Raw genomic sequence first — 24,276 nt, 5'->3', positions numbered from 1 at the left:
GAACCCTGCTATTCGCGCATGTGCTCGCGTGCAGGTGCCGGGCCGCGACTCCGCTTCAGGCTCGGCAGAGCCAGCATGGCGAGCACGAATAGGCCGGTCGCAAGTTTCAGGTCCGGCGGCGGCATGCCGGCGGCAAGGCAGAGCGAGACGAGCTGATAGTAGACGACCGCACCGACGAACGGCGCCAGCAACTGGCGCAGCACCGTCTTCTTGCCGACGATCGCTTCGCCGATCATCAGCGCGGCAAGGCCGTTGATCAGGATGCCGATGCCCATGTTGACGTCGGCAAAGCCCTGCGACTGCACCATCAGCGCGCCGCCGGTGGCGGAAAACGCGCTTGCCATGCCGACACCGCCGATCGTGGCTGCCCAGACGTTGATCCCCTGCGCCTCGGCCATGTCGGGGTTGGCGCCGACGGCACGGACCGCCGTCCCCTTCTCCGTCTTGAAGAAGCGGTCAAGCAGCAGGAAGACGACGAGGCCGAAGAGGCCTGCAACGACGATCTTGGCTACAGGGAAGCCGGCCTGCGTGAACGGCACGTTGTCAAACAGCGTCGGCGAGCCGAACACAGAAAGGTTGGATTTACCCATGATGCGGAGGTTGATGCTGTAGAGCATCGTCATCATGAGAATACCGGCGAGCAGCGTGTGGATGCGGAAGCGCAGGTGGATGAAGGCCGTGCAGCAGCCGGCGAGGAAGCCAACCAGCATCGCCACAAGCACCGCCGGAAACGGTGCAACGCCCGCTGCCAGCAGCACGCCGCAGACGCAACCGCCGAGCGGGAATGCGCCCTCGCTCGTCAGGTCCGGGAAGTTCAGCATGCGGAACGGGATCATGATGCCGAGCACCACGAAGGCGAGGATGAGGCTCTGGGCCAGCGTGACCGGGATCAGCCCGAGGAAGCTCGTGAGCGTGGTCTGAAAGAAATCCATGGTTGTCAGCTCGCCAAAATCATGCGGTCGGTCTTCACGGCGAAGTGGCTCACCAGGTCAGCGACCGTGGCGTTCTTCTTCTCTTCGCCGGTGATCTCAAGGCGCACCTTGCCGGCATCGAGCATCACGACGCTGTCGCCGAAATCGATGGCGTGCTGCATGTTGTGCGTCACCATCAGCGTCGTCAGCTTCAGCGCCTCGACGGCGCGCACCGTCGCCTGCATGACAATGTCCGCCGTGCGCGGATCCAGCGCCGCCGTGTGCTCGTCGAGAAGCAGCACATCGGGCTTGCCACCAACGGCCATGATCAGCGACAGGGATTGCCGCTGGCCGCCCGAAAGCAAGTCGACGCGGGTGTCGAGGCGGTTTTCCAGGCCGAGGCCGAGCACGGAAAGCCGTTCCTTGTAGTCTGCGAGGCGTGCAGCGTTGAGGCCCTTCCTGAGCGTGCGCCTGGACGCGCGCAACTCGGCAAGCAGCATGTTCTCGGCAATGGTCATGCTGGCTGCGGTACCCTTCATCGGATCCTGGAAGACCCGTGCAAGGCGAGTTGCCCGCTTATGGACCGGCATGTCGGTCACATCGTCGCCATTGATAAGGATCTTGCCGGCATCGAGCACCAGCGCCCCGGAAATGGCATTGAGCATGCTGCTCTTGCCTGCGCCGTTCGAGCCAATGACCACTCCGAACTCGCCATTGGCGAGCTTGAGGTTCAGGCCGTCGAGTGCGACCTTTTCGTCCGGCTGCCCCCTGTAGAAGGTCTTTCGCGCCGATCGGATTTCGAGCATCCGCTTCTCCCTGTATGACGACGGCGCCCGAGGGCGCCGTCGAACTTTCTGCTTTGTTTTAGGCGATTAGTTGGTGAAGCATTCGCAGTTGTCGAACGAGGCCGGGAGCTCGGCGCCGAACTCCTTCAACACGTCCTTGTTCACCAGCGGCGCATGGTCCTCATAGGCCGGGCGCCAGGCCGGGATTTCCTTCGGGTCCTTGCCCTTCAGGATCTCGGCGGCGATCTTGCCGGCGGCAATACCGACCTGGTCGTAGTTCACGGCGAAGCTTGCCGGCACCACGCCGTTGCGGACGGCCGCGTCGTCGGAATTGACGATCGGGATGCCGGCCTGGCGAGCGGCGGCGGCAACGGCGGCGATCGCCGGCTGCAGCAGGTTCGATGCCGGCGTGTAGATCACGTCGGCCTTGCCGGCGAGCGAGGCGATGCGCTGCTGAATGTCGTTGACGTTGTCGACGCCGACTTCGACGACCTCGAGGCCCGCAGCCGGACCGGCTTCCTTCATCTTCTCCAGCAGCGCCACGTCGTTGGCTTCACCCGGATTGTAGGGAACGCCGATGCGCTTTGCCGTCGGAACCAGCTTCTTGGCGAACGCCATCACCGCGCCGACGTCCTGAAGGTCGGTGGCGCCTGTCATGCCTTCGTCACCGGCCTCCCAGGACGGAACGAGCTTGGCTGCGACCGGGTCGGTCACGGCGGTGAATACGACCGGAATGCCCGAGCCGGCGAGCGCCTTCTTGGCGATCTGCGAGACCGGCGTCGTGACGGTGTAGATCATCTTCGGCTGCTCGGACTGGAGCTTCTGGATCATCTGGGGCACGAGAGAGGCATCGAAATTCGTGTGGCTCTCGGTGTAGACGACATCCGTGCCCTCGACGAAGCCGTTTTCGGCCAGTGCCTTCTTGAAGCCGACAATCGAGGCGTTCAGCTGCGGATGCTCGCCGAAATTGGCAATACCGATGCGGATTGGATCAGCTGCGGCGGAGCCTGCCGCCATCAGGGCGCCGGCGAGAACGATCCCTGACAACCAACCAAATTTCGACTTCAACATTATTTCCTCCACACATGACAAAGCCGCGGCGAGCCCGCAGTCTGGCGGCGATCATAGCGGTGCAACGAACGCTGTCAAACGCCGATATATAATCTTCTGCGACTTTGCAGATGATATATATTTTGCCGAAACCTATTCTATATATATCTGCAGGATTGGGCCGCTCCGGCCGGGAGAGACTATGCGGAACGAGAGAGGCGGAACGAAGACCGAGGAGGCCTACTGGCTCCTGCGACGCGATATTCTCTCCACCCGACTGCCTCCCGGCGCGTCCCTCAAGCTCGGTTCATTGCGAGAGACCTACGCTCTCGGCTGGACACCGCTGCGCGAGGCGCTGTCTAGACTGGAAGCCGAACGGCTGGTGACGGCTGTCAGCAATCGCGGCTTCGCCGTGGCGCCTGTGTCGCGGCACGAGTTGGAAGATCTGGTACGCGCCCGCATGGTCGTCGAAGTTCCGCTCCTGCTCGAATCCATCGAACGTGGCGGCAATGCCTGGGAAGAGGCGCTTGTTACGGCGCACTACCGCCTTTCGCGGTGCAAGACGGCGGGCGATGATCCATCCGAAACTGCCGTCAACGACTGGGACGAGAAGCACGAGGCCTTTCATTCGGCGCTCATCGGAGCCGCGACCTCCAGCTGGCTGCTGCGCTTCCGAAACACGATCTCCGATCAGTTGCGCCGGCATCATCGCTTCCTTGGGTTGGCGCCGACGCTGCGCGCCGCGGCCGGCCGGATCGACGGACACGAGGCCGCGATGGCCGCCTTGCGCGAAGCGATGGGACTTGCCCATCACACCGCACTGATGGAGGCGGCGCTCGACCGGGACGCGGAACGCGCGCAAAAGCTGATGGAAGAACACATCGGCTACACGATGGACGTCTATGCCCATTCCGAGGACGGCGCGGCAGTTCGAGCCGTCGAACTCACGGCCTGATTTCGAGCGGATCTCAAACAACGGATTCATTTCAACGCTCTAGGCAGCCACCCTCACGCACTGAATCCGGCCCTTCAAGCTGCGCTCAAAGCACGGTGCGGACCTTCCACAATTCGGGAAACAGTACGACCTCCAACATCTTCTTCAGGTAGGAGGCGCCGCCGGTGCCGCCAGTGCCGCGCTTCATGCCGATGACGCGCTCGACGGTGGTCACGTGATTGAAGCGCCAGCGGCGGAAGTAGTCCTCGAAATCGACCAGCTTTTCCGCAAGCTCATAAAGCATCCAGTGGCGCTGCGGATCGCGATAGACCGCCTGCCACGCAGCCAGAACCGCCTCGTTCTCGCCGCGCGTCTCGCGCCAGTCGGTGCGACCGGCATCCGCGCCGATGTCGAAGCCGTTGCGTCCGAGAAGGAGGATGGCCTCGTCGTAGAGCGATGGCTGTGAAAGGATGGCCTCCAGCTTCTCCATCAGATCGGGGCGGTGCTGGTGCGGCCCGAGCATGGCGAGGTTGCGGTTGCCGGTGAGGAACTCGATTGCGCGGTATTGCCACGACTGAAAGCCGGAGGACTGGCCCAGCGCGTCGCGGAAATCCGTATATTCGCTCGGCGTCATTGTCCGCAGCACGTCCCAGGCACTGTTCAACTGCTCGAAGATGCGGGCGACGCGCGACAGCATCTTGAAGGAGAGATCCAGCCGATCCGCCCGAATTGAGGAGATCGCAGCGCGCATCTCGTGCAGCGCGAGCTTCATCCACAATTCGGATGTCTGGTGCTGGATGATGAACAACATTTCGTCATGCGCGCTCGACAGCGGCGCCTGCGCGTTCAGCACCTTTTCGAGATCGAGATAGTCGCTGTAGGACATGCGGTCCTTGAACGACATCTGCGCGCCTTCGCTGGCGGGATCGTATGGTTCTATCATCTTGCTTCTCCTGCCGGCCGGATCCGAACCGTCCCCTGTAACGACAGCATTGACCACAATTTGCCGCCGATCTGAACCCTCCGAGTGAAAATTTCGATCGGGCGGCTACCCAGGCATTCAGCCTCGCCCTATAGACTGCGCCCGGACTGCAGGAGGACAAGGCATGTTCGGATTCAAGATCGAGGACTGGAGCAACGCGTACAGCAATAGCGCAAACATTGCCGGGGGAGACCGCTGGCCGGGCGCCTGGGAAGAGCCCGCCCGGCGATATCTCGAAGAAGCTGCAGCAGCACGGCGGGTCAGGCTCGACCTCTCCTATGGCGCCGCAACGCGCAACCGTCTCGACCTGTTCCTGCCTGAAGGCGATCCGAAAGGGCTCGTCGTCTTCATCCATGGCGGCTACTGGATGCAGTGCGACCAGCGCTTCCTCTCCCATCTGGCAAAGGGTCCCCTCGCCCGCGGCTATGCGGTGGCCATGCCCACCTATACGCATTGCCCGGAGGTGACGATATCAGACATCACCGCAGAAGTCGGTGCCGCAATCATGTCCGCTGCCGCAATGGTCGGTGGCCCCATCATGATCACCGGACACTCGGCCGGTGGCCATCTTGCCAGCCGCATGGCCTGCGAAAATTCGCCGCTTTCCGCCGAGATCCGCAAGCGCGTCCGCCATATCCTCTCCATTTCCGGCCTGCACGATCTGCGCCCGTTGATGCGGACCGCGATGAACGAGACGCTGCGGCTGGACGAGGCGACCGCATGCGCCGAGAGCCCGGCACTGCTTCGCCCGATCGAGGGCGCGCGCGTCACCTGCTGGGTCGGCAACTGCGAGCGGCCCGAATTCCGTCGTCAGAACGCGCTGCTCGCCAACATCTGGATGGGACTGGGGGCTGAGACGGCCGCCATCGAGGAGCCGGATCGCCATCACTACAACGTCGTCGATGGTCTTGCAGATCCTGACCATCCGCTTACGCGCACGCTCCTCGGCGAGTAACGGACGGGGCCAGCTTGTGTGCCGCTTCAGTTGCCTCAATAGGCATTAGCAGCTGGGGCATCGGCCGTTAATGCCGCCTTCAGCTTGGCCGCCGCAACCGCATATCCGCCGGAGGCACCATCGATGAAGTGCACGTGATCGCGGGCAAGCGGCGTCGGCACGACGCAGGTCATCAGCGCGGTATCCTGCCGGTGCAGGCCGTAGCGACAAACGCCCTCCAGCCGCGCCCTTTCCAGCCGCGCCTCGATCTCCGCCAGTCGGTCCGGATCGACATCGAGCGTCATCTTCAGCCCGTCGTCGAACTTGCGGAAGTCGGAATTGGCGACGATGTCGTTGCGATAGCGCTTCGGATCAAAGCGCCCAAGAGTGAGGCCCAGCCGCAGCAATGTCTGCATCAGCAGGTACTGCAGCACGATAAACGCCTTGCGTCGGAGCCGCCCGCCCTTCGGCACGGCCGCCCGCGCCTCGGCATCAAGGGAAGCCGGGCTGAGCCCGAGGCGCAGCCCTTCGATACTGACCGGACGGCCGGCACTCTCTTCACGCGCTGCCAGGGCGACGACATCGGAAACGAGCGTGCGGAAGGCCGGTTCGCTGCCGCCCGGAACGGGAACGGCGATGATCGAGACGATTTCGCCGTGACGCGCGGCGATCGGGTTCCAGCGGCAGGAGAGTCCGGCGAGATCCGGTCGCGCGCCCGGCGGGGCTATCGGGTTCATATCAAGCCCCTCCTTCATGCGCCGCTCGGCCCAGGCGGCCCCTCCTCCGGCAAACATGGCATAGGAGACGAATTCGTTCACCCGGTAGCGCGCCACCAGCACGTCCTGCCCGGCCGCGCGGATGGTCGACACGGGAACGACGGCGCCGCGCATGTCGAGCTTCAGCTCCTCCATCGTCCAGCGCTGCACGGCAGAAAGGGCAGCGCGCGCCGTGCCCACCTGCATCGCCGGCACCGCGACCAGTGCCCCGTCTCCGCCGAAGACGAAGGGCAGGTCGTGGCGACCGATCGCGTTCAGCACACCGGAAATGACGCTGGCGCCAGCCATATTGACGGATTTGTAGCGTCCGGCCTCGATGGCCCCGGTCGAATCGACGATATCGGCAAGCACGAGCGCCCATCCGTCCGGCAGCGGATGATAGTTGGCCTCATCGGCCACTCCCTCGAAATCGGAGAAGCTCGCCAGCGTGCTGAAGAAATCGTCATCGGCACTGTCGACCATGGGCGAGCCTACCATATTGGGTTTCGCTACTGGATCAGAATGCCGTGAGCGATCGACGGGCCGGATGGCGCAGTCGAGTGGCCAGTTCTACTGGCAGACGTCGACCCAGGTGCCGCCAACGAGCTCGATCATCCGCTCCGTCGGAATGCGGACGGCGGCATTGGTCGCACCGGCCGCGGGAACGATTTCCTCAAACGGCTGCAGCGACACGTCGCAATAGACCGGAATCTCGGACGGCAGGCCGAAGGGGCAGACACCGCCGACAGGATGGCTCGTCACGGCAACGACCTGCTCTGCCTCGAGCATGCGGGCCTTGCCGCCGAAGCGGTCCTTGAACTTGCGGTTGTCCAGGCGCGCCGTGCCGCTTGCGACGACCAGCATCGTCTCCTCGCCGACGCGCAGGCAGATCGTCTTGGCGATCTGCTCGGGGGCCACGCCATGGGCGGCTGCCGCCAGCGCGACCGTCGCCGAGCTTTCCTCGGTCTGGAGGATTTCGATTTCGGGCGCGTGCGCCTCAAAAAACTTGCGGACGGATTCGAGACTCATGGTGGTGAATGGATATCGGGGATTGCGCCCTTCGGCAAGCACTCGCCATCCTGCCGCTTTGCGCGAGCGCCGTACCAGCCCGACTGCATGGCGCCGCAAAGTGTTGCAATTCGGCCAAACTTGACAAATCGATGCCTTGGACAACGGCGTGTTACCGAAGAAGCGACTTTCCTTTTCCCCGGTCTGCGATAGAGCGAAAGGCACGCTCCCAAGCGCCAGTATTTACCCCGCACAACGCCCAAGGAATTGGTTCGCATGATCCTTCGCATTGCCACCCTGGCAGGCCTGATGCTTGCCGTCGCCGGATGCACCTCCGTCGCCCCAACCATTCCGACCACGCCGCTGGAAACCCGCTGGATCGGCCAATCCGCCGGCGCGTTCTTCGCCGCATACGGCCCGCCGGTCCGCGATATCGCGAGCGACGGGCAGACGCTCTACACCTGGCGTGGCGGCTTCATCAACCGCAAGGCCTGCCAGGTCGAGTTGACGGTCAACTCTGACTACAAGATCCGCAAGATCCGCCCCGTCGTCGACCGCAAGGATCCAAAGGGCGGCCCGTCGCATTGCGAGAAGGTGCTGGACGCGGCAAAGCAAGCCCCGAGCGCCTGACAGGACCCCAAGGCCGGACCCCTGCTCCGGCCTTTTTGTTCGCGCCTGCAAGGGGACCACGCATGCCTGCATTCGACCGCCTCTTCGATGACGCAGTGTTTGCCGATTTCTACGATCTCGAAAACGGCTGGGGCACGGATCTGGACTATGTTGCCGCGATTGCCGCGGACGCCACTTCCGTTCTCGATCTCGGCTGCGGGACGGGCGAGCTTGCGATCGCGCTTGGCGCAGGCCGCCGGGTCGCCGGCGTCGATCCAGCTGCCGCAATGCTCGAAATTGCCCGCGCCAAACCGGGCGCGCATTACGTGCGGTTCATCGAAGGCGACGCACGGACGGTCCGGTTGGGCGAGACTTTCGACCTCGTGGTGATGACCGGGCACGCTTTCCAGGTCTTTCTGAACGAGGCCGACCAGCGCGCCGTTCTTGCCACCATTGCCGCCCATCTGGCGCCGGGCGGCCGCTTCATCTTCGACACGCGCAATCCACTTGTGCGCGAATGGCTGGAGTGGGTGCCGCAGGAATCCGGACGCGTGCTGGAACACGCCCGGCACGGACGGGTGAAGGCGTGGAACGACATGGCGCACGACGAGGCGACTGGCATCGTCACCTATCAGACCCACTACTGGATCGAAAAGAACGACCAGCACCTCATGGCGGAATCGAAGATCCTGTTTACGCCGAAAGCACGGGTCGAGGCGATGCTTGCCGACTATGAACTTTCGGTCGAACGCTGGGCGGGCGACTGGCAGGGCGGCGCATGGCACGAGAACGCCCCGGAAATCATCCCGATCGGCAGGCTTTCCACCGCCTGACCTCCATGACCTCAGCCAGTCGCGAGCCTCTGGGCATGTTCCGGGCGTCAACCATTCGTTAAAATTTTAGCATCGTCTTTTATTCCCGGATAAGCGCGTTTCTTAAGCGCGCGGCAACACCCTGCAGCGATCATTGTGGGATGCTGGAGGGAGTATGATGCACCCGAAATTTGCCGAGCATAGGCAGGAGCGCCGTCGCAGCCTGCCGCTTGTGTCAGCCATTCCCGGCCTGATCTGTGTCGGGCTGTTGTTCGTCATCTTTGACAATATGAGCGGCACGGGGCTGGTCACGGCCTTCCGCGCCGCGGTCGCGAACTGCCAGATCAAGGGCAACATTGACCTGGTCGACGGCAGCAAGAGCTACTACCTGCCGGGCCAGGACCGCTACGCGTCGATCCGGGTCCAGCCGGCTGGGGGCGAGCGCTGGTTCTGCAGCGAGGAGCAGGCGCGCGCCGCAGGTTGGCACAAGGCGCGGCACTAGCGGGCTGCACGGCGGCGACCGATCGGCCCTGCCGCGCCGAGGCGGCCCGCTGTTGAACCGTGCGTCTTGGCCAGCACTTATTTCACTCAATACAAATATGACGGTGCGGGCGATACACACCAGCAGGTTCATATCCCGTTCAGGCACAACCTGCTTTAACGCTCTTACCCAACAATTGGGGCTATAGAGGGTTGTATAATATGAGAAAATTCAAAATCACGATACTTGCCGCCGCACTTTCCCTGGCAGCCGGCGCTGCCCAGGCAGAGGACCTGGTCTTCACCCTGAAGAACGGCACGAACTCCGTGCTGAACAACTTCTACGCGTCGCCGGTCGGTGTCGAAAACTGGGAAGATGACATTTTCGGCCGCCAGGCGCTCGGCCCGGGTGAGGAGATGGAAATCACGATCGCTGACGGCCGCACCGTCTGCGAATACGACATGCGCTTCGAGTTCCAGGGTGACGACCTCGACACCACAACGGACTCGCAAAACCTCTGCGAGCTCGGCGAGTACACGATCCACGAATAAGCGACCGGACTTTCGTCCGTTGCGACCCGCCGGGGAAACTTGGCGGGTTTTTTGCTATAGGGGAGTCTCGGCAAAGCCATTTTCAGTGGCGTGCCGCTCAACGCTGTTCTCAGGGGTAACAAGCCTTGCTTAAAGACGGACCACAACATCCTGACGTTGCCGCCTGCTTCTCGGCCAACCACCTGTCACGCGGCTTGCAGCTTGCTGGACGCGGTTGCAGATCCACCCTGATCGCGTCCTGGTCAAAGATCGGCGCATCGGCGCAGAAGAGCTGCATCGGGCGAATACCGTCACTGACCTCAAATGTCAGCCTGGCCGAGCCATTCAGGCCCACATGCTCGGAGACCTTGCGGATGATCGCCGCGAACTTGCCGGCCCGCATGTGGTTTCGTCCGCCTTCGTCAACATCCCACAACTGGACGAAGATTTCGCTCCACGCCTCCGGGTTCGCCCCGCAGTCAAGCGCCGAGAACTGGCCCGCCTTCACCTCGGTCACATGATAGCCCGGCCTGACAGGCCTTCCTTCGTAGTGAAAGACCAGCGGAAGGTCGGGCGCCGCATCAAGGGCAACCAGAAGGGCCGTGAGCGAGATGTCGGCCTGTGAATTTTCGGTCTTGTCGAGCGCGGTCATATCGTCTATCCAATATTTTAATGATATTAGGAATATCGAAACATGGAAGAACGTCAAGCCCTCGGCGCATTCGCGGCCCTTTCCCAGGAAACCCGCCTCCAGATCGTCCGGCTCCTCGTCGTCGCCGGACCTGACGGGATGCCCTCCGGACAGATCGGCGAGAAGCTGGACGTCTCCCCATCAAATGTCTCGTTTCACCTGAAGGAGCTGGAGCGAGCCGGCCTTGTGTCGACCGAACGGGCGTCCCGCTCCATCATCTATCGCGCCGACTATGATGCGCTTGGGGGACTGGTTCGCTTCCTGATGGAAGACTGCTGTGCCGGTCATCCCGAAATCTGCGCTCCTGTCGGCGCTTCGAACGTCTGTTGTTCGCCTGCCCTGAAGGAGAAGATGCAGTGAGTGAACTGATCTCCACATCCCTGATGATGCGTGAACTTCGAGACTGATCTTGTCCACATTCGAACGATACCTGACCGTCTGGGTCGCGATCTGCATTGTTGTCGGCATTGCGCTTGGACAGGCCTTCCCAGCCTTCTTTCAAACCATCGGCAGCGCGGAGCTGGCCCGGGTCAACATTCCGGTCGCGGTGCTGATCTGGCTTATGATCGTACCGATGCTGCTGAAGATCGATTTCTCCGCCTTGGGGCAAGTTGGGCGCCATTGGCGAGGCATCGGTGTGACGCTGTTCATCAACTGGGCCGTCAAGCCGTTCTCGATGGCGTTGCTCGGCTGGCTTTTCATCGGGTGGCTGTTCCGCCCCCTGCTTCCGGCAGACCAGATCGATTCCTACATCGCAGGTCTGGTCATTCTCGCCGCCGCGCCGTGCACGGCCATGGTGTTCGTGTGGTCGAACCTGACCAGGGGCGAGCCACATTTCACGCTGTCGCAGGTCGCCCTTAACGACACCATCATGGTCATCGCCTTCGCCCCCATCGTGGCGCTGCTGCTCGGCCTCTCGGCGATCACCGTTCCGTGGAGCACGCTCATCCTGTCCGTCGTGCTTTACATCGTCCTGCCGGTGATCGCCGCGCAAGTCATTCGACACGCGATGCTGAAGGACGGCAGCCCGGACCGATTGACTGGCCTGCTCGCCAAGCTTCAGCCGATCTCACTGCTCGCGCTGCTCACCACATTGATCTTGCTGTTCGGCTTTCAGGGGCAGCAGATCATCGCCCAGCCGGTGGTTATCGCCCTCCTCGCCATCCCAATTCTCATCCAGGTCTATTTCAACGCGGGGCTTGCCTATCTCTTGAACCGCGTCTTCGGCGAGCAGCATTGCGTTGCCGGCCCCTCAGCCCTGATCGGTGCATCGAACTTCTTTGAACTCGCGGTTGCCGCAGCAATCAGTCTCTTCGGCTTCAACTCGGGCGCAGCGCTGGCAACAGTGGTTGGCGTCCTGATAGAGGTTCCGGTAATGCTCACCGTGGTATGGATCGTCAACCGCAGCAAGGGCTGGTATGAGCGGGGCTTGCCCGCCGCCCAGAAGACGATCGCAGACGAAAGAGCCTGACCATGGATGCCACGATCTATCACAACCCCGATTGCGGCACCTCGCGCAATACGTTGGCGCTCATCCGGCATGCCGGCATCGAACCGACGGTCATCGAGTACCTTCTAACCCCGCCATCGCGGACTGAACTGGCGACGATGATAAAGGATGCCAGCCTGACGGTACGGCAGGCGATCAGAGAGAAGGGCACACCCTACGCCGATCTCGGACTCGATGACGATTCCCTGACCGATGAGCAACTGATCGACGCGATGATGGCGCACCCCATCCTGATCAATCGCCCCTTGGTCATCACGCCGCTCGGAACACGGCTGTGCCGCCCTTCGGAGGTGGTTCTGGACATCCTGCCCGACACATTCGCAGGCCCCTTCGTGAAGGAGGACGGCGAGCGCGTCCTCGATGCTCAAGGCAAGCGCATAGCCTGACCCGCGAGCGAGAGCATGTCCGAACAGGAACGAATGCCTTCTGCCATCGTCGCGGCCCTGGGCCTGACCCAGATCATCGGCTATGGCACCCTCTACTACAGCTTCAGCATTCTCGCCCCGGACATGGCCGAGGAAGCGGGATGGACGGTCGATGCGGTCTTTGCCGTCTTTTCGGTCGCGCTGCTGGTCGGCGGGCTCGCAGCCCCCGTGCTGGGCTCCATGATGGATCGTTTCGGCGCCCGGGGCATGATGGCGCTCGGATCGCTGTTTGCCGCATTCGCGCTGGCTCTTTGCGCTTATTCCGCCTCGGCTTCCGTGTTCATCGCCGCGATCATCCTGCTGGAGGTCGCATCGTCCATGGTCCAGTATCAGGCGGCGTTCGCCACGCTCGTGCAATTCCGCCCCATGGTGGCCGCAAAAAGCATCACCTATCTGACCTTGATCGGCGGCTTTGCCTCGACCCTCTTCTGGCCGATCACCTCGAGCCTGCACGGCCTGTACACGTGGCGGGAAATCTACTTGTTCTACGCCGTTCTCAACCTTGCGGTTTGCGCTCCGATTCACGTCTGGGTCATGCGTCGAAAGCCTGTCGAACACGCTGGAGCGGAATCAATGACCGGCCGGCGCGAGGTTCATGGCGTTCTGCGCCCGGATAGGCGCAGGGTCGGCTTCTATGTGGCGTCGGCCGCGTTCGCCCTTCAGGGCTTTGCCCTGTCCTCGATGCTCGTGCACATGGTTCCGATGCTCACCCAACTCGGCCTTGGCGCAGCGGCGGTCATGGTCAGCACCATTTTCGGGCCCTCCCAGGTCCTCAGCCGACTGATCAACATGCTGTTCGGTCAAAGGCTCTCGGCAACAACGCTGGCAACGCTCGCCGCCATGATGATCGTCGGCGGCATCGTGACGCTGCTCGTCTCCGGAGGGTGGATCGCCGGAGCCGCTGTCTTCGCCCTGTTGCTGGGCCTTGGCTCCGGCGTCAACAGCATCGCGCAAGGGGCGCTTCCGCTTCATCTCTTCGGCTCAAACGGCTACGGCAGCCTCACAGGAAAAATGGCAGCGATCCGCCTGAGCGCCGGCGCCGCCGCCCCGTTCGTTTTCGCCGCCCTGACCGAAAACTTCAGCATGACAGTATCACTTGCCATAACTGCGGCGCTTGGCGGCCTGGGCCTGGCCGGCTTCATGATTTTGGGCCACCTGGCGCTCGGTTCTGCACGAAATGATACGCTCCGTGGTACGGAATGAGTTCGCACAGAGATTGGCCGCGAAAGTGTGCCTCGGTGGGCTGAAGCAAGAGCAACTGAAAGCGTGTGTGAAGGCAGTGAAGGTGCCGTCTCTTCGTTCGCCAGCGTGACCGTCCACGCATCAACGCTTGATTGGTGTTTCACTCAAACGCTTATAGTATGCACCGTTAAGGTATTCCTTCGCGCTCGGAAAGTGGGAATCCTCGACTACATTGTCAGGGTCTACAGTGATGAGGAGTTGGCGCGCGAGCTGGCGACCCTTCGGGCTGAGGAACATGATCATTCTGCGCCCCTCCTTCGGGTCAGGCGCGGTCTCAATGAGACCATATCCCGGTTTGCCCAGCCTGTGCCAGTCGCCCAGTGCCGCGACAGAGCGCGAGCAGGATGCCTGAGAGATGCCTACCTCGTCCGCGAGATTGGCCATTGTGGTGCCGGGACGTGCCATGATGGCCAGGAACACGTGCGCCATCTGGATTGGCATCTGCTCCCCGCCCCTGCGGAGAGTGGAAATGATCTGGAGGAGTTTGACATTACTGGCATTGGTCATTCGGACGGCTCGTAAGGGATACCCAACATCTTGGCTCAGGCCATATTATTGTCAGTGAAACTTCTCAAGCCTGAACCTCCGCGTAGCTACGGGGTGGATGAAAAATCTTGACATTGCGAACAAACAGGGCAGTGGGTTCGCCGGGATCATCTTCATTGCCACCAACGCCTCGTCGGCTGGCTTCAAGTCGACAATGAAGGTTTGGGGCAAGTTGTCCGTACGTGCGGAGCGTCCTCATTCGTTGATCGTCACGTTGCTTCCCCGAATCCAGAGGGGAAAAAGGAGGTACCACCACCTAATAAAACATTGATTTTGCTGACGCCAGAAGAGATGGCTGGGGCGCCTGGAGCCCCACCAATCCATGGATAACCCCATAGAAAACATTGAGATTGTTGACTTCCTTTGATGGCGTGCGCTACCAACGCGTACTACTGACGTGTACTACCGGGAAGCAGATGGCTGATACTCGATACCTGAAACAGCGGCGGCAGGGCTGGTACTTCGCGATGAAGGTTCCTGCCGATTTGATCGAAAAGATAGGCAAGTCGGACATCGTGAAATCGCTGCGCACCCGCGACCTGTCACAGGCGCAGAAAGATCGCTGGCCACTGGCTGCAGAGTGGACCGCTCACTTTGAAGTCCTCCGTGGCAAGCGTACGTGGACACCTCCCGAGATCGAGGAGAAGGCACAGGCAGAGTACCACGACACGCTGAAGATGCTTGCCGAGCACAATGAGAGCGGGGAAAACGTCGACATTTTCGCCGAGCTTGAAGCCGAGAAGTTGGAGAGCGGGAAGCTCAACGATCTGGACCATGCCCTCGTTTCGGCTCGCATTGCGGCTGCAGCGGGACGCAGAGCCGTCATGGACGGAAGAACCTTCACCCTGCCGCCCGCCTTCGGACGCAACGGTATCGACATGGAGACCCTTCAGCCGGTGACATTGAAGAAGCAAACGTCCGGAGCCTTCGCCGACGCAGCCCGTCGCTACATCGAGGAAATCCAACGCGACCCGTCTGCCAAGCTCACGGAGCAAACGCGCGGCCAGTACGAAGCCGTGTATCGGTTGTTCGACCAGTGGGCGGGCAAGCCAAGCCTGGATGAGGTTGACCGTAAACAGGCGGCGGAGTTTCTCGACAAGATTGCTACGCTTAACCCCCACTGGGGTCGAAGCCCGCAGACAAAGCAGCGGACCTTCAGCGAGATCATCAGGGATTTTGGCAGCCATAAGACCGGCCTCACCAACCGGACCATCAACCGATACGCCACCGCCCTCTCCATGGTCTGGCAGTGGGCTAAGCGGCGTGGCCTGTTGACGAGTGAAAACCCCTGGGAGGACCAACATCGCAAGATCGGCGAGAAGAGGAAGACCCAGAAGCTGCCGTACACGATTGACGAATTGGAGAAACTCCTCGTCAGGCAGCCTGAGTTTCGCCCCGAGAAACAGAGCCACCCCAACACGCTTGCTTGGCTCTGCCTCATCTCAGCATATAGCGGCATGCGCTTGAACGAGATGTGCGATCGGAAGGCTGCCGACATCAAGCAAGAGGACGGCGTCTGGTACTTCGACATCACCAACGCAAAGTCAGAGGCGGGCGATCGGAAGGTGCCCATCCATACCCGCCTTATCGCTGCTGGCTTGCTCGACTTCATCCGCCATCACCAGAGCGAATGGCTGTTCCCCGCGTTGAAGCCAGGAGGCCCTGACGGCAAGCGATCATGGTACATCTCGAAGCGTTTTACCGAGCACAGGCGAGCGTTGAAGATCACCCGACTTGACGAACGAACAGGAAAGGATCGTGTCGACTTCCATTCCTTTCGGCGCAGCGCAATCAAAGTGCTTGAACGAGCAAGACTACCCCAAACCGAAGTCGCGCAGGTTGTCGGCCATGACCGGGAGGGCATCACGTTCGGCATCTACAATCCCGAAGGTCTCGACATTCACGCTCTGCAACAGGTGGTCGAGGCGATTAGATATCCCGAGATCGAGCAGCTCTTCGCGACCGCTGCGTGAACGAACATCCATAGGACGTTTGTTCCTTCAACCATCAAACGACCTTCAGGGCCCCGTTGAGCGATCTTCGGGGGCTTTGCTTTTGGGATGCTGTTTCCGTTCGGTTTCGACCGACCCGAGCTTGGTCAAGTTACGTCCGCACAAGGAGACAACGGACGTCAGAAGCGTAAGTCGAAAATTCAATCAATGCAGCCCATCGATTGCCCCACACATTAGGATGAAGACCATGCGCGATCACCTGATTGTCATTGATAAAAACTGCAACCTATAATTACCCCTTGCTTTGGAATAGAATTGAGCGCGCGATTACCCCCACCTTAGTAGATATATAACGCCCGTTGACCCCTCGGTTGGCCCCGTCCAATCTGGCACCACCAGCCCTACCGCACCGCCGCCTCATGGCGATCTTCCAGCCGGAAGTGCGGCGTGATGGGTTTCATCGCATCCCTTCATCATTGATCCAGCTTTCGGTCTCCTCGTTCCTGACGGTTCGGGGAGATTGGCATTTTGTGGCCATCCGAGGGGGACCGCAGCCGACAACAACATCATGACCACAAAATGAGGACGTTCCGTATGGACGCACACGCAGACCACGGCGGCGACATGCTGTCGAGTGACATTCATAGACAACCCATCGCTACTGTGCTTGAGGCCCTTCATCGTGTCGATCCGAACGCCCCTGCAGAGCCTGTTGAACTCCCGCTCAAGAGAGCCAATCAGGCTCGCAAGGAGACGGCAGAGTTCAACCATAAGGCAGTTCACATCCTTGCCGAGCTGGGATGGACGACGTGTGACATTGCCGGGAAACTGGAGATCACTCAGCGCCATGTTCAGGCCCTTGTAAAGCAGCCCTGCGAAGCCCTTGAGGTGGAACGCCGGGGGGTGCGGGAGAGAGGGGCGCGAGAGCGTCTTGCTCGTACCAGCGCCTCATTCTTCAACGAGGCATTCCCTGAGAAAGAGCCGCAGTTGCAACTCGATCCATCACTTCCGACCCGTGAGAAGGTCAAGCGGTACCTACGAGAGGGGAAGGTGTCACAGGCTGAAGCGGCCCGACGCCTCGGCATCTCCCGGCAAGCTGTGTCGAAACACGTCCAGGCACTGTCTGTTCAATGAAAGTGAATGATCTATGCGAACTGTTCACACCAAAGCGAAATTTGGGAGACCTTTGAAACGGATTTTATACAGCGCGATCAATCACTTAAGTGGTTGACATCCCTACATATAGGTAACCTTCGACGAGACAAGACTGGGGATTTGATGGTGGAAGACCAAGGATTGAGATCGTCCTAATCAATATCATCATCCACGCTCATCGAGGGAGACCAAGGATGGGGATTGAATAAAGGTGGTCGAGGTGGGTCTGATGAAATCAGGCAATCTCGGGTGATCTTTATCAGGGGGATGGTGACTGTCGACATCCTCCCCCTCCCAGCCTGACTGAGCATCAGCATCAGCACGACCAGCGTTCTTACGCACCCGAAGGCCGTCAGGCCCAGAGCCTTCCGCTCTTGCTGGGAACAGGTCGTTCATCTGTTCATCCCGTGGTTTGGGAGAGCAGTCGGCCAAGGCCCTGCAAACCTTGGTCGGCTCTTTCATGCCCGTGCTGTCGCACGACCCCGATCCACATCGATGAACATCACGCCTGTTCGATCCTTCACCAAACCCAAGGACGAACTCATGAACACTCATACCAACACCAACGCCCACCGCTTCTACATCGTCCCGACCAAACGGGACAAGCGACACACCCTCTACTCAGTCCTCTTCAATGGTCGTGTTGTCATCCTCGGAACACACCTCCCGACAGCCCACGGCTGCCGCTATCTGGCCTCGATGGGCCTTTCTGGCCGAGCAGAGATGTGGGACTTCTCACGGTCCTACGCCCGCATGGTCTTCCCTGACCTGGTCAAAGCCGCTGGCATGACGATCGAGGATGATGACCACGGTAGGCCGCGCGTTAAGCCAGTCAGAAAGCTGTGGCAGGACCACATTCATGAGGGTTCAGACGCCGGGATGGACAATCACCCATCCAACCATAAACGCCTCTCTACGGTCGCTTGAGCAGGAGACCTCGATGACAGCAACTACCGTGCAACTCGCAAGGGCGAGCCTCGCAGCGACCTCAAGCCATCAGGCTGAGGACAGCCTTCCAGAAGCCCTTCGCGTCGATGCTCTTCTTCTGCCCAGGCGGAAGGACGGCCTTCGACGCTATCGGCTTGAGTTCCTGGGAGAAGTGCTCAACGAGCTTACCTCGCTCCCCGGCCCCATGGCCCGTGATATCCTCACTCGACGGGGTCATGTTGGCTGGGTCGAGATCACCTTCGACGATGGCAGACCAAGTTCCCGGATGTGGGCTGGAGATGTACGACTGAGGCCCTTCTCTGATGGGTGAGACCTCCCGGTGATGGAGATGGCGATGGCTTGAGAGCTGTTGCCGTCTCCTCCGGTCGCCCTGACGAGTTGGCCTTCTCGGTCGCGCCTCCCCGAAATGTTCATAGCGAATTTTTCTGGCCCCACATCAGATAGGCGGAAACGCAGTTTCCCCCGGTGGCCCCCCGCACTTTGATCGAGCAAGGCATCGCCTGTCTCGCCACAGCCATGCATGTCTCGCCTCGTCCGCTGGCTGGCGATAGCGTGTCAGCACCAACTCACCACCTTCAACTACCTCTCCAAACTCGTTCGCGTAGTAGAGATCGATGGCCAAGCCGTGGCTCGCTGCGTCCGATGTGTACCGCGTCCTCGGGTAGAGGACGAATGGTCTAACAAACTTACACCAACGCGGCCTTGGCGCTGTGATCATCATCGCTGAGAGCGGAATCTATCGGCTCATCAATCGCTCCAGCAAACGGAGGCCCGTCAGTCCCAAGACTGCGTCACCCGCATAGCGCTCCCCGCGATCCGCAAGGACGGTGGCTATATCCTCGGCGAGGAGAAGGTCTCGACCAGCGAGACGAGCGAGCTGGTTCGATTGTGGTGCACCTTTAACGAACCACTCCGCAGTTGGTTCGATAAATGTCGATTGACAACTCAAAGCGAACCAACAATAAGAGAACCACCCATAACGAACTGAGGCGGTTTCCCATGCATGTCCGTGCCTATCTCCGAGCCAGTACCAAGGACCAAGACGCCAGCCGCGCGAAGGACGACCTGCTGCGCTTCGCTGACGAGCGTGGGCTGAAGATCGCGGCCTCTTATGTCGAGAACGAGAGCGGCGCCTCCTTGGCCCGTCCTGAGCTATTCCGTCTGCTGGCTGACTGTCACCCCGGCGATGTCCTGCTGGTCGAGCAGGTGGACCGCCTGAGCCGATTGAACGCTGCCGACTGGGAGAGGCTGAAGGCTGAGATACAGCAGCGCCGTGTGAAGGTGGTGGCGCTCGATCTGCCAACATCTTGGATGATGGCCACAGCTGACAAGGACGACATCCAGAGCCGGATGCTGGACGCCATCAACGGGATGATGCTCGATATGCTCGCAGCCATAGCTCGTAAGGACTATGAAGACCGCAGAAGGCGGCAGGCGCAAGGTATCGCCAAGGCAAAGATCGAAGGCGTCTACAAGGGACGCCCCGAGGACACAGAGCGCAACGAAGCCATCGTGAAGATGCTCCGAGCCGGCCAGTCCTGGAACACGGTCATCAAAGCCACTGGTTGTTCACGCTCAACCTTGTCGAGACTGGCTGCAAGATTGAAAACGGATGCTTGAGACTGCCAGCGCGTCGATTTCCCCCTTCGCTTTCGAGAGGGAGATTATGGCTTTTTCATTGAGCGATGTGTGAAGGGCTGGAGAGAACCCGATAGCGGCAGCGTGAGAGGCCTCTCCGGCCGCCCCCAAAACCTTGGGTCTTTAGGCACATGCTCGCCAGCACCGTCGCCATCCTTTCTTCTCAAGGAATTGCCCATCTCCTTTTGCAGCAGCGAAACAAAGTCCCCGCGTGACTGCCAGACGTGCGCTCTCAGCGCTTCCTTGTCCCCATCAAAGCCGATCGCCAGATGACGCGCCGCGTAGCAAGCCCTCAGCACATGGTCGAGAATTGCGACCCGTGTTCCCTTGTCATCGCTGTTTTCTATAGGCTTGCGCTTGGACGTGATCGGCGGCCAGCTAATCGACAGGCCAAGAAGCGTGCGGCGACCTTCATCCTTCACGTTGGGAAAGAACAGGCGCCCCTTGTCGACCAGGGCACTCGCTCTCTCGCTGAGCTTCTCGATCTTAGCCGGGCTGTATTTCGTTTCTGAAGAAAGCGGAGAGCAAGCCGTCTCGATTTCCGCCATCACGTCAATAACTTCATGGCCCCATTGGGTCATTTCAACATCACGCTGACGGCTCGCTGCGCGTGAAGAAAAGAACCACTGCGCCAGCGTCACCAGCACTGCGGCCACACCAGCAACCGCCGCCAACATCCCTTCAGACATAGTCCCCCTGCCCTTCAAACATGCCCGAAACCCCAGCGACTCTAATGGGCAGCCACTTCCTTCAACAACAACTCCGCCTGTGCCAGCACAGTCTGAACCGCTTCCTGCTCCAGATCGGGTGGATAGCCGAACTTCTTAAGAATGCGCTTGACCAGCACCCGCATCTTGGCCCGCGCGCTCGACTTGTGATGCCAGTCGACGGTCGCGGAGTTGCGCATCTGCTCGACAAGCTCATGGGCGATCACGCGCAACTGGTCGCTGCCCATGGCCTGGACGGCGCTGTCATTGGCCGCAAGCGCATCGTAGAAGGCGATCTCCTCCTGCGAGAGGCCCAACTCTTCCCCGCGTGCGGCTGCGGCCTGCATCTCCTTGGCGAGCGCGATCAGTTCCTGGATCATCTCGACGGTGGAGATTGCGTTGGCATGATAGCGTGCCACGGCCTCCTCCAGCCGTTTAGAAAAGGCCTTGGACTGAACGACGTTAGATTGCGAGCGGCTCTTGATCTCGCCATTCAGCAGCTTCTTCAGGGCCTCCAGCGCGAGGTTCTTCTTCTCCATGCGTTGGACGTCGGCAAGGAACTCGTCCGACAAGACGGAGATGTCCGGCGACTGCAGTCCGGCAGCCTTGAGGATGTCGACGATCTCGGCATTAGCCACTGCCTGATTAAGCAGTTGCTCGACGGCCAGCGACTTGGCCCTGTCCGACATTTTGCCGGAAGCGGTCGTCTTCACGAGGGCGGCACGCACCGCTTGGAAGAAGCCGACCTCGTCGCGGATTTCCGCTGCGGCATCGCTTGCGGAGGCCAGCGCGTAAGCCTTGCTCAGCTCCAATACCGCGTCCTGATAGCGGCGGTGTGCCTTCTTCTTCGCCTCGATACCCTCGACCGTCGCAGCCTCCTTCTCCTGCCACTTCAGTATCCAGTCTATGCCATCGGCCAGGGCTTTCAGACGCTGCTGCGGGGCTCCTGAAATGCCGAGGGTGTAGTCGTGACCACTGAACATGGCGCGAACGATCTCGTACTTCTCCAGAAGGACGGCGACGGCCTCATCCTCATCGATGCCGGTCTTGTCGCGGTCGGATTGGGAGTATTGTGCCAACGCCTTCTTCAGGTTCTGGGCGATGCCGATGTAGTCAACGATCAGCCCGCCTGGCTTGTCCTTGAAGACGCGATTGACGCGGGCGATCGCCTGCATCAGGCCATGGCCGTGCATGGGCTTGTCGATGTACATGGTGTGCATGCAGGGCGCATCGAAGCCGGTCAGCCACATGTCGCGGACGATCACCAGTTTCAGCGGGTCGTCGAGCTTGCGGGCACGCTTGGCGAGATCATCGCGCCGCTTCTTGTTGCCTATGTGAGGCTGCCATTCGAGCGGGTCGGATGCCGAGCCGGTCATCACGATCTTGATCGCGCCCTTGTCGTCATCGTCCGAATGCCACTCGGGCCGAAGCGCAACGATCTCGTTGTAGAGATCGACACAGATGCGGCGGCTCATGCAGACCGCCATGGACTTGCCCGGGAGGCCTTCAATGCGTTTCTCAAGGTGCGCAACGAGGTCGGCAGCGATCTGGGAGAGGCGCTTCTTCGAGCCGACCAGCCTCTCGACAGTCGTCCACTTGGCCTTCTGCTTCTCCTGCTCACTCAGCGTGTCGTCTTCGAGCATCGCCTCGATCTCGGCATCGATCTTCGGTTTCTCGTCCTCGTTCAGCTCGATGCGGGCCAGCCGGCTCTCGTAGTAGATCGGAACCGTGGCCTTATCCTCGACCGCCCGGCTGATGTCGTAGATGTCGATGTACTCGCCGAAGATCGCGGGTGTGTTGACATCTTCCGCCTCGATCGGCGTCCCAGTGAAGCCAATGAACGAGGCGTTCGGTAGCGCCTCACGTATGTAGTGGGCGTAGCCATAGCGGCGCTTGCCAGTGTCCTTGTCCAGCTTGGCATCGAACCCGTACTGGCTGCGGTGCGCCTCGTCCGCCATGACTATCACGTTGCGCCGGTCCGTCAGCATGGGGAAGCGTTCCTCGCCCGCCTCGGGCGTGAACTTCTGAACGGTAGTGAAAATCACCCCGCCTGACGCCCGGTTCAACAGCCGCCGCAGATCGTCCCGGCTGTTGGCCTGCTCCGGTGTCTGGCGGATCAAATCCTTGCAAAGGCTGAAGGTGCCGAAGAGCTGGTCGTCGAGGTCGTTGCGGTCGGTCAGCACGATCAGCGTGGGGTTCTCAAGCTCGCGCGAGCGGACAATCAAACCTCCGAGGAACGCCATCAGGAAGCTCTTGCCCGAGCCCTGGGTGTGCCAGATCACGCCGATCTTGCGGTTGCCGTCAGGCTTTGCCGCCTCGATCGCGCTGGCAATCGCCTTACGGGCGCCGTGGAACTGGTGGTAGCCGCCAATGATCTTGAAGGCGCCCGCCCCCTGATCACCGAACACGATGAAGTCGCGGATAAGCGCCAGGAACCGCTCCTTGTCGAAGACGCCCCGCAGCAGCGTATCCATCTCATAGGGACCGTGCGGCGTGAAATCACCATCTGCGCCCGTTACCGAGCGCCAGGGCATGAAGCGCTCCTCGTCCGCCGTCAGCGATCCGATACGGGCGAGCATGCCATCTGAAGCAATCAACACGGCATTGGTGCGGAACAGTGAGGGCACCTGCGCCTTGTAGGTCTGCAGTTGCTGGAAGGCCTGATCGATGGTCGCCGCCTCGCTACCTGCGTTCTTCAGCTCAATGATGCCGAGCGGCAGGCCGTTAACGAAGACCATAACATCGGGTCGGCGGGTGTACTTGCCCTCGACGACGGTGAACTGGTTGGTCACCAGCCAATCGTTGTTGTCGGGGTTGTCGAAGTCGATCAGCCAGACCTTGTCGCCCTTCACCTCGCCATCGCCGATGCCGAACTCGACATCGACGCCTTCGGCAATCAGCTTGTGGATGCGACGGTTCTCTTCCACCAGCGAGGGCGTCTCGGTCAGCAACAATTGGCGGATTGCCTGCTCCAGGGCATCATCCGGGATCATCGGGTTCAGCCGCACCACTGCAGACCGCAGGCGTTCGATCAGCAGCACATCACCATAAGCGTCTCGGGCGGGTGCGCTGCCATCGGGAGAAATGACTGCAGCGTTCTCGTACATGTATCCGAGTTCGCCGAAGGTGTTGATCACCACTTCTTCAACAAGGCCTTCGTTGAAGCCCCCCTTGCTGTGGTCGGAAGCTGACTGCATGTAGGGGACATCGTCCATTACCAGACCTCGAAACGTTCAAGATTGCGCTCACCGGCTCGCTGCATCAGCGCGGACCTAAACTCTTCTTTGATCACGCCGGCATCGCGGGGGGCGGTGGTCAAGTCGTCCACATCAGGTATTGCGGCGAGCCAAAGGGCCTCAACTTCTGCGGCGGTCAGTCGGCCGACCTCTTTCTGAAGGAGCGGTTCCAGAATGCTGTCCCAGGGCTCGTCGTCATCAAAGTAGGGGCCGTTTTGCGCATCGTGACACAGCTCGTCCCAAAGGCTCTTGTGCTCGTAGTCGCCAAAGACGCCGGAAGCATGCCGACGCTGGAGAGCATGGATGATACGCCCCGCCGCACGCTGATTGTATTCTGCGGCCAGCCTCCGCAACGCGGCCCACATCAAATCATGAGGTTGGGATGATGAGGCGTCCGCTCTGGTGACCGCATCGACAGACATCGTCACTCCCCCA

General features: G+C 60.8%; 26 protein-coding genes. 15 read left to right on the top strand and 11 right to left on the bottom strand.

The features are described 5' to 3' along the window. Positions 1–8: 8 nt before the first annotated feature. The 3 genes from IB238_RS01785 to IB238_RS01775 all read right to left on the bottom strand — a co-directional run bounded on the left by IB238_RS01785 (position 9) and on the right by IB238_RS01775 (position 2,767). Positions 9–932 (bottom strand): ABC transporter permease, encoded by a 924-nt coding sequence (locus IB238_RS01785; RefSeq protein ID WP_192243032.1) that lies wholly within the window; start codon positions 930–932, stop codon positions 9–11. 5 nt (positions 933–937) lie between these two features. After that, positions 938–1,717 carry an ABC transporter ATP-binding protein gene (locus tag IB238_RS01780; RefSeq protein ID WP_192243030.1) on the bottom strand — a complete coding sequence of 260 codons (780 nt, stop codon included), beginning with the start codon at positions 1,715–1,717 and terminating at the stop codon, positions 938–940. Positions 1,718–1,783: 66 nt separating this feature from the next. After that, positions 1,784–2,767, bottom strand: coding sequence for an ABC transporter substrate-binding protein (locus IB238_RS01775; protein ID WP_192243028.1), 984 nt, complete (start codon positions 2,765–2,767; stop codon positions 1,784–1,786). Between the two features lie 181 nt (positions 2,768–2,948). Here IB238_RS01775 and IB238_RS01770 point away from each other — a divergent pair, with 181 nt between their 5' ends. After that, the gene (locus IB238_RS01770; RefSeq protein ID WP_192243026.1) at positions 2,949–3,701 is read left to right on the top strand and encodes a GntR family transcriptional regulator; all 753 of its coding nucleotides are present in this window, start codon (positions 2,949–2,951) and stop codon (positions 3,699–3,701) included. An 85-nt stretch (positions 3,702–3,786) separates the two neighbouring features. Here the strand turns inward: IB238_RS01770 and kynA are convergent, their stop codons facing one another. Further along, entirely contained in the window at positions 3,787–4,623 is an 837-nt protein-coding gene (kynA, locus tag IB238_RS01765) for a tryptophan 2,3-dioxygenase (RefSeq protein WP_192243025.1), read from the bottom strand. 163 nt (positions 4,624–4,786) lie between these two features. Between kynA and IB238_RS01760 the strand changes: the two genes are divergently transcribed. Beyond that, the gene (locus IB238_RS01760) at positions 4,787–5,617 is read left to right on the top strand and encodes an alpha/beta hydrolase (protein WP_192243023.1); all 831 of its coding nucleotides are present in this window, start codon (positions 4,787–4,789) and stop codon (positions 5,615–5,617) included. A 35-nt stretch (positions 5,618–5,652) separates the two neighbouring features. Here IB238_RS01760 and IB238_RS01755 read toward each other — a convergent pair whose 3' ends face one another. Next, entirely contained in the window at positions 5,653–6,834 is a 1,182-nt protein-coding gene (locus IB238_RS01755) for a DUF3095 domain-containing protein (RefSeq protein WP_192243021.1), read from the bottom strand. A gap of 87 nt (positions 6,835–6,921) precedes the next feature. After that, the gene (locus tag IB238_RS01750; RefSeq protein WP_192243019.1) at positions 6,922–7,380 is read right to left on the bottom strand and encodes a YbaK/EbsC family protein; all 459 of its coding nucleotides are present in this window, start codon (positions 7,378–7,380) and stop codon (positions 6,922–6,924) included. 255 nt (positions 7,381–7,635) lie between these two features. Between IB238_RS01750 and IB238_RS01745 the strand changes: the two genes are divergently transcribed. The 4 genes from IB238_RS01745 to IB238_RS01730 all read left to right on the top strand — a co-directional run bounded on the left by IB238_RS01745 (position 7,636) and on the right by IB238_RS01730 (position 9,812). After that, entirely contained in the window at positions 7,636–7,989 is a 354-nt protein-coding gene (locus IB238_RS01745) for a hypothetical protein (RefSeq protein ID WP_192243018.1), read from the top strand. A 62-nt stretch (positions 7,990–8,051) separates the two neighbouring features. Then, complete coding sequence (locus IB238_RS01740) at positions 8,052–8,801, top strand: class I SAM-dependent methyltransferase (RefSeq protein ID WP_192243016.1); 750 nt, start codon at positions 8,052–8,054, stop codon at positions 8,799–8,801. Between the two features lie 154 nt (positions 8,802–8,955). Next, a complete protein-coding gene (locus tag IB238_RS01735) occupies positions 8,956–9,282 on the top strand; it encodes a succinoglycan biosynthesis protein exoi (RefSeq protein WP_192243014.1) in 327 nt (108 codons plus the stop codon). Positions 9,283–9,482: 200 nt separating this feature from the next. Beyond that, positions 9,483–9,812: a hypothetical protein gene (locus tag IB238_RS01730; protein ID WP_192243012.1), complete on the top strand. Its 330-nt coding sequence runs from the start codon at positions 9,483–9,485 to the stop codon at positions 9,810–9,812. A 109-nt stretch (positions 9,813–9,921) separates the two neighbouring features. Here the strand turns inward: IB238_RS01730 and IB238_RS01725 are convergent, their stop codons facing one another. Then, positions 9,922–10,443 (bottom strand): DUF6428 family protein, encoded by a 522-nt coding sequence (locus tag IB238_RS01725; protein WP_192243010.1) that lies wholly within the window; start codon positions 10,441–10,443, stop codon positions 9,922–9,924. Positions 10,444–10,485: 42 nt separating this feature from the next. Between IB238_RS01725 and IB238_RS01720 the strand changes: the two genes are divergently transcribed. From IB238_RS01720 to arsK, 4 genes are read left to right on the top strand one after another with little or no spacing between them, the layout of a single operon-like run. Then, positions 10,486–10,842 (top strand): metalloregulator ArsR/SmtB family transcription factor, encoded by a 357-nt coding sequence (locus IB238_RS01720; protein WP_192243008.1) that lies wholly within the window; start codon positions 10,486–10,488, stop codon positions 10,840–10,842. A 49-nt stretch (positions 10,843–10,891) separates the two neighbouring features. Further along, a complete protein-coding gene (arsB, locus tag IB238_RS01715) occupies positions 10,892–11,953 on the top strand; it encodes an ACR3 family arsenite efflux transporter (RefSeq protein WP_192243006.1) in 1,062 nt (353 codons plus the stop codon). Between the two features lie 2 nt (positions 11,954–11,955). Further along, entirely contained in the window at positions 11,956–12,378 is a 423-nt protein-coding gene (gene arsC, locus IB238_RS01710) for an arsenate reductase (glutaredoxin) (protein WP_192243005.1), read from the top strand. 15 nt (positions 12,379–12,393) lie between these two features. After that, positions 12,394–13,620 (top strand): arsenite efflux MFS transporter ArsK, encoded by a 1,227-nt coding sequence (gene arsK, locus IB238_RS01705; RefSeq protein WP_192243003.1) that lies wholly within the window; start codon positions 12,394–12,396, stop codon positions 13,618–13,620. 120 nt (positions 13,621–13,740) lie between these two features. Here arsK and IB238_RS01700 read toward each other — a convergent pair whose 3' ends face one another. Further along, positions 13,741–14,166, bottom strand: a complete 426-nt coding sequence (locus IB238_RS01700) for a MarR family winged helix-turn-helix transcriptional regulator (protein WP_192243001.1) — start codon at positions 14,164–14,166, stop codon at positions 13,741–13,743. Positions 14,167–14,555: 389 nt separating this feature from the next. Here IB238_RS01700 and IB238_RS01695 point away from each other — a divergent pair, with 389 nt between their 5' ends. The 5 genes from IB238_RS01695 to IB238_RS01675 all read left to right on the top strand — a co-directional run bounded on the left by IB238_RS01695 (position 14,556) and on the right by IB238_RS01675 (position 19,880). Further along, on the top strand, positions 14,556–16,178 hold the full coding sequence (locus IB238_RS01695; protein ID WP_192242999.1) for a site-specific integrase: 1,623 nt from the start codon (positions 14,556–14,558) through the stop codon (positions 16,176–16,178). 573 nt (positions 16,179–16,751) lie between these two features. Continuing rightward, on the top strand, positions 16,752–17,291 hold the full coding sequence (locus tag IB238_RS01690; RefSeq protein WP_192242996.1) for a winged helix-turn-helix domain-containing protein: 540 nt from the start codon (positions 16,752–16,754) through the stop codon (positions 17,289–17,291). Positions 17,292–17,855: 564 nt separating this feature from the next. Continuing rightward, complete coding sequence (locus IB238_RS01685) at positions 17,856–18,239, top strand: hypothetical protein (protein ID WP_192242995.1); 384 nt, start codon at positions 17,856–17,858, stop codon at positions 18,237–18,239. A 13-nt stretch (positions 18,240–18,252) separates the two neighbouring features. Beyond that, on the top strand, positions 18,253–18,570 hold the full coding sequence (locus tag IB238_RS01680) for a hypothetical protein (RefSeq protein WP_192242993.1): 318 nt from the start codon (positions 18,253–18,255) through the stop codon (positions 18,568–18,570). Between the two features lie 689 nt (positions 18,571–19,259). Further along, the gene (locus IB238_RS01675) at positions 19,260–19,880 is read left to right on the top strand and encodes a recombinase family protein (RefSeq protein WP_192247259.1); all 621 of its coding nucleotides are present in this window, start codon (positions 19,260–19,262) and stop codon (positions 19,878–19,880) included. 44 nt (positions 19,881–19,924) lie between these two features. Here the strand turns inward: IB238_RS01675 and IB238_RS01670 are convergent, their stop codons facing one another. From IB238_RS01670 to IB238_RS01660, 3 genes are read right to left on the bottom strand one after another with little or no spacing between them, the layout of a single operon-like run. Next, on the bottom strand, positions 19,925–20,587 hold the full coding sequence (locus IB238_RS01670) for a hypothetical protein (RefSeq protein ID WP_192242991.1): 663 nt from the start codon (positions 20,585–20,587) through the stop codon (positions 19,925–19,927). A gap of 41 nt (positions 20,588–20,628) precedes the next feature. Then, complete coding sequence (locus IB238_RS01665) at positions 20,629–23,820, bottom strand: type I restriction endonuclease subunit R (protein WP_192242989.1); 3,192 nt, start codon at positions 23,818–23,820, stop codon at positions 20,629–20,631. Continuing rightward, entirely contained in the window at positions 23,820–24,263 is a 444-nt protein-coding gene (locus IB238_RS01660; RefSeq protein ID WP_192242987.1) for a hypothetical protein, read from the bottom strand. The genes IB238_RS01665 and IB238_RS01660 overlap by 1 nt, the downstream gene beginning before the upstream one ends. Positions 24,264–24,276: the final 13 nt, after the last annotated feature.

It is taken from the genome of Rhizobium sp. ARZ01, assembly GCF_014851675.1.
Classification (GTDB): domain Bacteria; phylum Pseudomonadota; class Alphaproteobacteria; order Rhizobiales; family Rhizobiaceae; genus Mycoplana.
This window is presented reverse-complemented; position numbering and strand designations above follow the sequence as displayed.

Bases quoted from the DNA above. Each gene is read 5' to 3' on its own strand.
- IB238_RS01750 (WP_192243019.1), bottom strand. From the start codon at position 7,380: ATGAGTCTCGAATCCGTCCGCAAGTTTTTTGAGGCGCACGCGCCCGAA.
- arsC (WP_192243005.1), top strand. From the start codon at position 11,956: ATGGATGCCACGATCTATCACAACCCCGATTGCGGCACCTCGCGCAAT.
- IB238_RS01680 (WP_192242993.1), top strand. From the start codon at position 18,253: ATGACAGCAACTACCGTGCAACTCGCAAGGGCGAGCCTCGCAGCGACC.
- kynA (WP_192243025.1), bottom strand. From the start codon at position 4,623: ATGATAGAACCATACGATCCCGCCAGCGAAGGCGCGCAGATGTCGTTC.
- IB238_RS01745 (WP_192243018.1), top strand. From the start codon at position 7,636: ATGATCCTTCGCATTGCCACCCTGGCAGGCCTGATGCTTGCCGTCGCC.
- IB238_RS01755 (WP_192243021.1), bottom strand. From the start codon at position 6,834: ATGGTCGACAGTGCCGATGACGATTTCTTCAGCACGCTGGCGAGCTTC.
- IB238_RS01665 (WP_192242989.1), bottom strand. From the start codon at position 23,820: ATGGACGATGTCCCCTACATGCAGTCAGCTTCCGACCACAGCAAGGGG.
- IB238_RS01670 (WP_192242991.1), bottom strand. From the start codon at position 20,587: ATGTCTGAAGGGATGTTGGCGGCGGTTGCTGGTGTGGCCGCAGTGCTG.
- IB238_RS01725 (WP_192243010.1), bottom strand. From the start codon at position 10,443: ATGACCGCGCTCGACAAGACCGAAAATTCACAGGCCGACATCTCGCTC.
- IB238_RS01780 (WP_192243030.1), bottom strand. From the start codon at position 1,717: ATGCTCGAAATCCGATCGGCGCGAAAGACCTTCTACAGGGGGCAGCCG.
- IB238_RS01760 (WP_192243023.1), top strand. From the start codon at position 4,787: ATGTTCGGATTCAAGATCGAGGACTGGAGCAACGCGTACAGCAATAGC.
- IB238_RS01730 (WP_192243012.1), top strand. From the start codon at position 9,483: ATGAGAAAATTCAAAATCACGATACTTGCCGCCGCACTTTCCCTGGCA.
- IB238_RS01770 (WP_192243026.1), top strand. From the start codon at position 2,949: ATGCGGAACGAGAGAGGCGGAACGAAGACCGAGGAGGCCTACTGGCTC.
- IB238_RS01740 (WP_192243016.1), top strand. From the start codon at position 8,052: ATGCCTGCATTCGACCGCCTCTTCGATGACGCAGTGTTTGCCGATTTC.
- IB238_RS01700 (WP_192243001.1), bottom strand. From the start codon at position 14,166: ATGACCAATGCCAGTAATGTCAAACTCCTCCAGATCATTTCCACTCTC.
- IB238_RS01720 (WP_192243008.1), top strand. From the start codon at position 10,486: ATGGAAGAACGTCAAGCCCTCGGCGCATTCGCGGCCCTTTCCCAGGAA.
- IB238_RS01660 (WP_192242987.1), bottom strand. From the start codon at position 24,263: ATGTCTGTCGATGCGGTCACCAGAGCGGACGCCTCATCATCCCAACCT.
- arsK (WP_192243003.1), top strand. From the start codon at position 12,394: ATGTCCGAACAGGAACGAATGCCTTCTGCCATCGTCGCGGCCCTGGGC.
- IB238_RS01690 (WP_192242996.1), top strand. From the start codon at position 16,752: ATGGACGCACACGCAGACCACGGCGGCGACATGCTGTCGAGTGACATT.
- IB238_RS01775 (WP_192243028.1), bottom strand. From the start codon at position 2,767: ATGTTGAAGTCGAAATTTGGTTGGTTGTCAGGGATCGTTCTCGCCGGC.
- IB238_RS01785 (WP_192243032.1), bottom strand. From the start codon at position 932: ATGGATTTCTTTCAGACCACGCTCACGAGCTTCCTCGGGCTGATCCCG.
- IB238_RS01735 (WP_192243014.1), top strand. From the start codon at position 8,956: ATGATGCACCCGAAATTTGCCGAGCATAGGCAGGAGCGCCGTCGCAGC.
- IB238_RS01685 (WP_192242995.1), top strand. From the start codon at position 17,856: ATGAACACTCATACCAACACCAACGCCCACCGCTTCTACATCGTCCCG.
- IB238_RS01675 (WP_192247259.1), top strand. From the start codon at position 19,260: ATGCATGTCCGTGCCTATCTCCGAGCCAGTACCAAGGACCAAGACGCC.